This window comes from Streptomyces sp. NPDC054840 (assembly GCF_053611065.1).
In genome coordinates this window covers 1-1,064 of the sequence record NZ_JBSGZP010001165.1, presented here as the reverse complement: position 1 = coordinate 1,064, position 1,064 = coordinate 1, and the positions used below count along the sequence as shown (strand labels likewise).

Sequence of the window (1,064 nt, the reverse complement as noted above, 5' to 3'; positions counted from 1 at the left end):
CCGGGCCGCGCCGTCGGCGGGGAACAGCCAGCCGACGGCGCCCGCGGTGGCCCAGATGCCGACGCGGGTCAGCAGGTACAACCACACCACCTCGCGCTCGCCGGGCCCGAGCCGCAGGAGTGCCGGGAGGGAGCGGCGGGGGCGGCGACCGGTCTCGTGCACGGACGGCCACGTGGTGGGCGAGTCGGGGCGCTCGACCGGCCGACGGGGGGCTGAAACGGGCATATCGGTATCTCCTGGCCGTCTGAAGGCGTGCGGAGTCACCGGCCCTGGTTCGGGTCGGTGTCCACGGGCGATGTGCTGCGGGGAGAGGGAGGGCGAGAAGGGGGAGAGGGGCTACCGGAGCGACTGCGGGGGAGTCGGGGACATGCTCGGGTCTCCGGTCCTGGTGGGATCGGGCGGCGGCGCCGTCGTGTTGAGCGCCGGCGTCGTGCTGCTGCCGAGCGGCGGCGGTGTGGTGTTGCGCGGCGGCAGCGCGGAGTTGAACGTCGGCGTCGTGGAGGTGGACGGCGGGGGCGGTGCGGACGTCGGGGACGGGGCCGCGGGAGAGGGAGTGGTCGCGGGCAGGGTCGGCCCCGGGTCCCCCGGAAGGAACGCGGACAGTGTCGCCCCGGATCCGGCGAGGACGAGCACGCAGGCGGCGGCGATAGCGACGATCCGGTGCCGGCGGTGCCGTTCGCCGCGCCGTTCGATGACGGCGACGGACGGGGTCGTGCTCGCGGCCTGTCCGGCGGAGGCCGCCTCCCGGAACAGGGACCGCAGCGGGTCGTGGGAGTCAGGCATCGGGAGCCTCCTCAATGCGGGGGTCCTGCAGATGGCGGGCGAGTGTGACCCTGCCCCGGGACAGGTGGGTCTTGACCGTGCTCGTGGACAACGCGGTCTCGGCGGCGATCTGCTCGACCGTCAGATCGCAGACGTAGTGCAGCGCCATGGTCCGGCGCTGCTTCAGGGGGAGTTGCCGCAGTGCCTCGACCAGCGCCACCGCCTCCGGGCCGGGCCCCTCCACGTGACCGGCGGGGGCGGTGCGCTGCCAGGCGTCGGCGGTGCGCCGACGCCCGCGCCAG

2 protein-coding genes and 1 pseudogene are annotated in these 1,064 nt (G+C 75.1%); all 3 read right to left on the bottom strand.

What is annotated here, in order from left to right:
* Nucleotides 1-225, bottom strand: a pseudogene (locus ACWGIU_RS38395) (mannosyltransferase family protein); the annotation flags it as partial.
* Between the two features lie 111 nt (nt 226-336).
* A complete protein-coding gene (locus ACWGIU_RS38390) occupies nt 337-783 on the bottom strand; it encodes a hypothetical protein (RefSeq protein WP_453712785.1) in 447 nt (148 codons plus the stop codon).
* A partial coding sequence (locus tag ACWGIU_RS38385) for an RNA polymerase sigma factor (RefSeq protein ID WP_453712783.1) occupies nt 776-1,064 on the bottom strand: 289 nt, incomplete at its 5' end. The genes ACWGIU_RS38385 and ACWGIU_RS38390, both read right to left, overlap by 8 nt.

Bases quoted from the DNA above. Each gene is read 5' to 3' on its own strand.
- ACWGIU_RS38390 (WP_453712785.1), bottom strand. From the start codon at position 783: ATGCCTGACTCCCACGACCCGCTGCGGTCCCTGTTCCGGGAGGCGGCC.